The organism is Senegalia sp. (in: firmicutes) (genome assembly GCF_052088025.1).
Classification (GTDB): Bacteria; Bacillota; Clostridia; order Tissierellales; family SIT17; genus Anaeromonas.
The window spans coordinates 1-6,136 of record NZ_JBQCYD010000051.1 but is presented as its reverse complement, the minus strand read 5'-3'; the positions used below and the strand labels follow the sequence as shown (position 1 = coordinate 6,136).

Here is a 6,136-nt window from a genome sequence, read left to right as displayed (position 1 = left end):
GTGAAATTTGTCCAAAGTGTAGATAAGGACTTAATTTTGAAGTATAATCTTTATCAGGATGATTTCTAAGTCCATCATATTCTTCTAATTTCTCATCTAAAAATACATTCAAATATTTTTCTGCTTCACTTTCGCCACCCTTTAAAAATTTACTTTTCTTTACTTCCTTATCTAAATCAAGCTTATCTATAGCCTTATCTATATCATCTATTTCAAATATTTCTGTATCAATATCTAAATCCATAGATGAATTTTTTAGCTTTTCTTCATCAAAATCATTTGTAAATTCCTTCAAATTCTTATTTATCTTTTTTCTTATGGTATAGGCTGCATATTCTTCCTTATCTGATGCTACTTCTACAGGTACAAGAACATTCGTCTCTACTTGAATCAATGGACAGTTTATATTGTCTGAAGTATATTTTCTCCACTTTCTCTCTACTTTTAAATATCCTCTATCTACCACCATCATCGCTGCATTTTTTGATAATTCTACTGCTCCTTCTTCAGGAGATATATGTTTTATAATAAATTTTATATTTCTCTTTTTTAATTTGTCTTTTACATCCTGTAGACCTTCTAACATAAAATAATAATGCCTACTATTAGCCTCTGGAAAATCATCTGTTATTCCAAAGTATACTATCAAAGGCTTATCATATTCATTAGCAAGCTTTATAGCATATTCTAATGCATGATTATATTTTGTCCTTTAGGAGCTTTGCATCCAATAGACTATATAATTATTGGCTTTTATTGTATCCTTATCATTTAAATATTTTATTCGAGATTCATTTATCAAAAGTATCACTTCCTGTTTAGATATATTTTATACCTTCAACTTTTTGAACACCAAAACCTGGATGATCTTCTACTGTTATACTTGAATTATCAAATATAGCTCCACCTATTACAGGGTCTGACTTACATAATATAGGTCCATCTAAATCTATTTTTGTAATGATTTTTTTAGCCATTGCTAGATGAACTGCTGCATTTACACTAACCTTAGCTTCTAACATACAACCTATCATACATTCTACATCATATATTTCTGCAAGACTTATTATTTTAAGTGCTTTATTTATTCCACCTGTTTTCATAAGCTTTATATTTATAAGATCTGCTGCTTTTTCACGCAGTATTTTAAGGGCATCTCTTTCAGAAAATACACTTTCATCTGCAAGTACAGGTGTACTTACATTGTCTGTTACAAGCTTCATTCCTTCTATATCATATGCAGCAACTGGTTGTTCTACTAATTCTAAATTAAGACCTAAATCTTCCATTTGCTTAAGAGTTCTTATAGCTTCCTTAGGCTTCCAACCCTGATTTGCATCTATTCTTATATTGATATTATTTCCAACTGCACTTCTTATAGCAGAAAGTCTTTTTATATCCATCTTAGAATCTTTTCCTACTTTTACCTTAAGTGTTTCATACCCTAGTTTTATAGCATCTATACTATCAGCTACCATTTCATCTGGGTCATTTACGCTTATTGTTATATCTGTTGTGATATTCTTCCTATATCCTCCTAATAACTTATATACCGGTGCCTTATAAAGTTGACCATATAAATCATATAGGGCTATATCTACAGCAGCCTTTGCACTAGTATTTCCTACTATAGATGAATGTAATTTAAGCATCAATTCTTCAAAGTTCTCTATATTATGACCTATGATTGAAGGAGCAATGTGTGTCTTTATAGCCCCTATTATAGAAAGAGTTGTATCTCCTGTAATTACTCCAGTTGGTGGAGCTTCACCATAGCCAATATTACCTGTATCTGTATGTATTTCAACTATAATATCTTCTATGGACTCAACGCTTCTAAGAGCAGTTTTAAATGGAGTTTTAAGTGGCACTGATATTTTACCTAGTTTAATATGTGTAATCTTCAAAAAAATCTCTCCTTCTATTATTCTATTCCTAATGCAGATTTAGCAAGTTCATCTGCTAGATCATTATATTTATCCCCTGAGTGACCTTTTACTTTGACAAAATTAATTTTAATTTTTTCTTTAGCTTCTTCGCAATACTTTTTATAGGTTTTTGTGCCTTCCTTGTTGGCCTTCCAAGAACCACTAGCCCATTTAGATATCCCTTCATAATCATGGTAGATTGTAAGCTCTTTAATATGATTTTCTAGAGCAAATCTTATAGCACATTTAGCACCTTCTAGTTCTCCTGCTACATTGTGCATTTTAGCAAGTTCTGAATCATCAAATTTATCGGAAAAATGATATTCTTCATTATTCCAAAAAATAACTGCTCCATATGAAAATTCTTTTGTTTGTTTTTTGTAACTTCCATCTACATAAGATACGGCCTTATTTTTATCTGTTAATATAATTTCATCTATTTTCTTTTCTTTTTCTATTATATTTTCTTCTCTGTTATCAAAATAATCTTCTGCATCTTTTTTGTTTTTAAAAGATTTATATTCAGCACCTGAAAAACCACTCACATTTTTTTTGCATTCATCCCAACTTGTGAATATGCCTATCTTCTTGCCTTGTCTTACTACGTAATATTTATTTGCCATACAATCATCCTTTTTTAATTAATTAACATTATTAATATTCTTTAAAATAGTTCTATTTCTTCCCATATCCTTAGCCCTATAAAGTTCCATATCAGCAATTTCAATCATCTTTTGCATGGAGCTAAAGTTCGAACTTTTACCTATTACTCCCCCTAGACTTATTGTAACTGTTCTTTTTTCTTTTTTATCCATATAATAAAGATCTAATTCTTCCACTTCTTTTCTAATGTGATTGCCAAGCTCTAAAGCTTCTTTATAATCTAAATGAGTAGAAATATATATGAATTCTTCTCCTCCATATCTTCCAAAAATATCATCACGATCAAGCTGAATGCTTTTTATACAATTTGCTACTTTCTTTATACATTGATCACCTTCAGGATGGCCCCAACAATCATTATATTTTTTGAATTTATCTATATCTATAACATATAATGCTATCAAATCTTCTTTTGATTTCATATCCTTTAGCATTAAAGAAAGATATAAATTTACACTTCTCCTATTTTGAATTCCTGTAAGTTCATCTTCATAAACTTGTCTTTCAAGCATTTCATTTGAACTTTTTATCTTTTTCAAGTTATATTTTTGTCTAGATATCTCATTTTCAAGCCTTAGTTTCATATTGTCAAATTTATCCTTATCTTCAATGTTTTTAAATTCTATATTTAATATTTCAAGTTTACTTTTAAGCTTAACTCTCATAATTTCTTCTTTAATGCTAGAATATCTTTTGAAGTATTCTAGGGCATTTTTATAATCGCCTTGTTCTTCATGGTAGAGGGAAATAAGTTTATATACTTTACAAAGTTTAGATTTAGAACCTACATCTTCTGCAAAACCCATTGCTTTTTCATAAAAACTTAAGGTACTTCCCTCTGATGCTTCAAGGTTTATCTCTGCTATATTTATGAATACATCTATTATATAATACTTATTATTTATATTTTGAAGTCTTTTAAGTGCCTTAAAATAATATTCCTTTGCCTTCTTGATATTTCCCATTTCAAAATGACTTTTTCCTATTTTATTTTCAATTTCAGCTAAATTTATTATATCATTTTCATGAATTAGCAGATTATAACTTTCATTATATATTTCAAGAGCCTTTTTATAATCACTTTTAGCAAAATATATTTCCCCTATATTTGTAAGTATAGCTGCATGATGTATAGTATAATTATTTTTACATACTATTTCAATAGCTTGATCATAATAATAAATAGCCTTATCATACATTTCAGATTCCCTATATACTTCTCCAATATTGTTTAAAACACTGCATAACAAAGAATCATCTTTAGTAGTTTTTAATAGTTCATGGCCTTCTAAGAAATATTTTATAGCTTCTTCATACATAGAACTATAGAAGTATGCAATACCTATTAAATTTAGTGATTTAATTTGTCCTATTATATAATTTTTATCTTTAAATATTGCAAGTGCTTTATAGGAAGAATCTATTATACTACTTATATCAGACTTTATTCTACTAGCAAAAGCAATACTTAAAAGTGAATAAGCTTCTTCAATTATCAAATTATTATCTTTAGCTAGATTATATGCTTCTTTGCTTATTTTAATAGCTTCATCTGGATATATAGACACTATAGATTTAACATAGTCAATTTTATTATATATTTCTTCAGATATTTTTTTAATCATAATCAAATCCTTTAACTTATATATTTAAATACCTTTATTTTATATATTCTACAAAAAAACATAGAATCCTTTAAAGTTTAAAAAGATACTTTTAATTATGGCTATTAAACTATATTTTTTGATTTATTTCTTGATTTTTGTATATAAATTATATCGAGGTGTTTAAAATGGAAAATATTAAAAAGCGTGTATCTGTAAGAACATATGAAAAAAAAGAAATAGAAAAAGATACCATGAAAAAGTTAACAAATTTTTTAAGTGATTTAGAAAAAGAATATCCTAACTATAGATTTCCATTAATCAATGCAAATATAGATGGAAAAGTTGGTACCTATGGAGTAATTACTAATGCTAATACTTATATTTGTGCTATTGTTAAAAAAGATAAGCATGATTTAGTAGAACTTGGATATTTATTTGAAAAAATAATTATTTTTGCAACATCACTCGATCTTGGAACTTGCTGGTTAGGTGGAACTTTTAACAGAGGTCAATTTAGTGAAAAGACAAATTTAAAAGATGAAGAATCTTTTATATGTGCAACACCAATAGGCTACTCTTCTGAAAAGAAAAGTATAAAGGAAAAGGCTATGAGGAAAATGGCAAAAGCTGACATGCGAAAAGACTTTGGTGAAATTTTCTTTGATAGTGATTTAAATCCTTTAAAGAAAGATAGTCTTTTGGTATATGGTGAAGCTTTAGAAATGGTTAGAATAGGACCTTCAGCTTCAAATAAACAACCATGGAGAATGGTTAAAGAAGAAGATAATTATCATTTATATCTTGAACGAACTCCTGATTATGCAAAGCAATTAGATTATGATATTCAATTATTGGATATGGGAATAGCACAGTATCACTTTGAAGTCACTTTAAATGAAAAAAACAAAGAAGGTAAATGGTCTAAACTAGATACACATCCACAATATGAAAATTTTGAATATATTTCTACTTGGAAATATATAAAATGAACCGACCCCTAAAAGTTAGACAAAAAATCTAAATATTGGGGTCGGTTTGATTTGTCAAAATATAGTTTTGAATTTAAAATAAAAGTAGTAAAAGCATACCTTCAATAATATAAATATCCTTAAAACTTATCCTATTCTTTAAAACATCACTCTGTTTAAGTAAATCTGAAATTCTAAGAGCAATATTAATAACTTTTTCTAGTTTTCTTTAACTTAATGTAATCACACATTTTAAAAGATCCTATTAGTTTTACATATTAATATTATATAATATTTTATGACAAACTCAAAAAAATAAAATAAAAAAGGATAAAGTATAAAACCTACTCTATCCTAATAATATCAATATATATAATGCTCTTTGCGAGTTTGTCATAATTGCTATTAAGACAAATTCTTTTCAACCGAATAAGTAATTTATAGAGTATAGTGAGCCCAACCTTTACCAATTGCATATCCAGCTAAATAGAAAAAAGCTACGATGAGTAACCCATAACAAATCATTTTTAAAATCTCTTTTGTTTTTTGATATTTTTTTAATTCATTTGTATCTTTTTCGATTTTTTCCATTAGATTGACATCTCCCTTTAACATATAATCTAAAGATAATTGATAAAATTCACTAACCCTTATCAAGGTTGGAATATCTGGATAACTTTTTTCAATCTCCCAATTTGATACAGTTTGTCGTGTCACATTTAAATGATCTGCAACATATTGCTGAGTTAAACCTAATTCTTTTCTTTTTTGTTTTAAAATCTCACTTAGCATATTTATTTACCTTCTAATTTTAGATTAATATATTTTGAAGAAATATCCTAGCAATTGAAATTTGCAATCTTGAATTTTTTTAGCAAATTTCAATTGCTAAACTACTATATCCATGTTTATGGGCTAATCATTATTCTTATTTAAATATTTCTTATTTGTTTTTGTAATAGCTTTTAAA

Annotated in this window: 6 protein-coding genes; 1 reads left to right on the top strand and 5 read right to left on the bottom strand. The window is 27.3% G+C overall.

Annotation, left to right across the window (positions count from 1 at the left end):
- The 4 genes from ACTHUW_RS11005 to ACTHUW_RS10990 form a co-directional block, all read right to left on the bottom strand.
- On the bottom strand, positions 1 to 679 hold a 679-nt coding region (locus ACTHUW_RS11005; RefSeq protein WP_442213296.1), incomplete at its 3' end, for a deoxyribodipyrimidine photo-lyase.
- 139 nt (positions 680 to 818) lie between these two features.
- A complete protein-coding gene (locus ACTHUW_RS11000; RefSeq protein ID WP_442197058.1) occupies positions 819 to 1,907 on the bottom strand; it encodes a dipeptide epimerase in 1,089 nt (362 codons plus the stop codon).
- A 17-nt stretch (positions 1,908 to 1,924) separates the two neighbouring features.
- Positions 1,925 to 2,551 carry a ribonuclease H1 domain-containing protein gene (locus tag ACTHUW_RS10995; protein WP_442197059.1) on the bottom strand — a complete coding sequence of 209 codons (627 nt, stop codon included), beginning with the start codon at positions 2,549 to 2,551 and terminating at the stop codon, positions 1,925 to 1,927.
- An 18-nt stretch (positions 2,552 to 2,569) separates the two neighbouring features.
- Positions 2,570 to 4,216, bottom strand: coding sequence for a tetratricopeptide repeat-containing diguanylate cyclase (locus tag ACTHUW_RS10990; RefSeq protein WP_442197060.1), 1,647 nt, complete (start codon positions 4,214 to 4,216; stop codon positions 2,570 to 2,572).
- 167 nt (positions 4,217 to 4,383) lie between these two features.
- Here ACTHUW_RS10990 and ACTHUW_RS10985 point away from each other — a divergent pair, with 167 nt between their 5' ends.
- The gene (locus tag ACTHUW_RS10985; RefSeq protein WP_442197061.1) at positions 4,384 to 5,187 is read left to right on the top strand and encodes a nitroreductase family protein; all 804 of its coding nucleotides are present in this window, start codon (positions 4,384 to 4,386) and stop codon (positions 5,185 to 5,187) included.
- A 417-nt stretch (positions 5,188 to 5,604) separates the two neighbouring features.
- Here the strand turns inward: ACTHUW_RS10985 and ACTHUW_RS10980 are convergent, their stop codons facing one another.
- Positions 5,605 to 5,958, bottom strand: a complete 354-nt coding sequence (locus tag ACTHUW_RS10980; protein ID WP_091636862.1) for a helix-turn-helix domain-containing protein — start codon at positions 5,956 to 5,958, stop codon at positions 5,605 to 5,607.
- Positions 5,959 to 6,136: the final 178 nt, after the last annotated feature.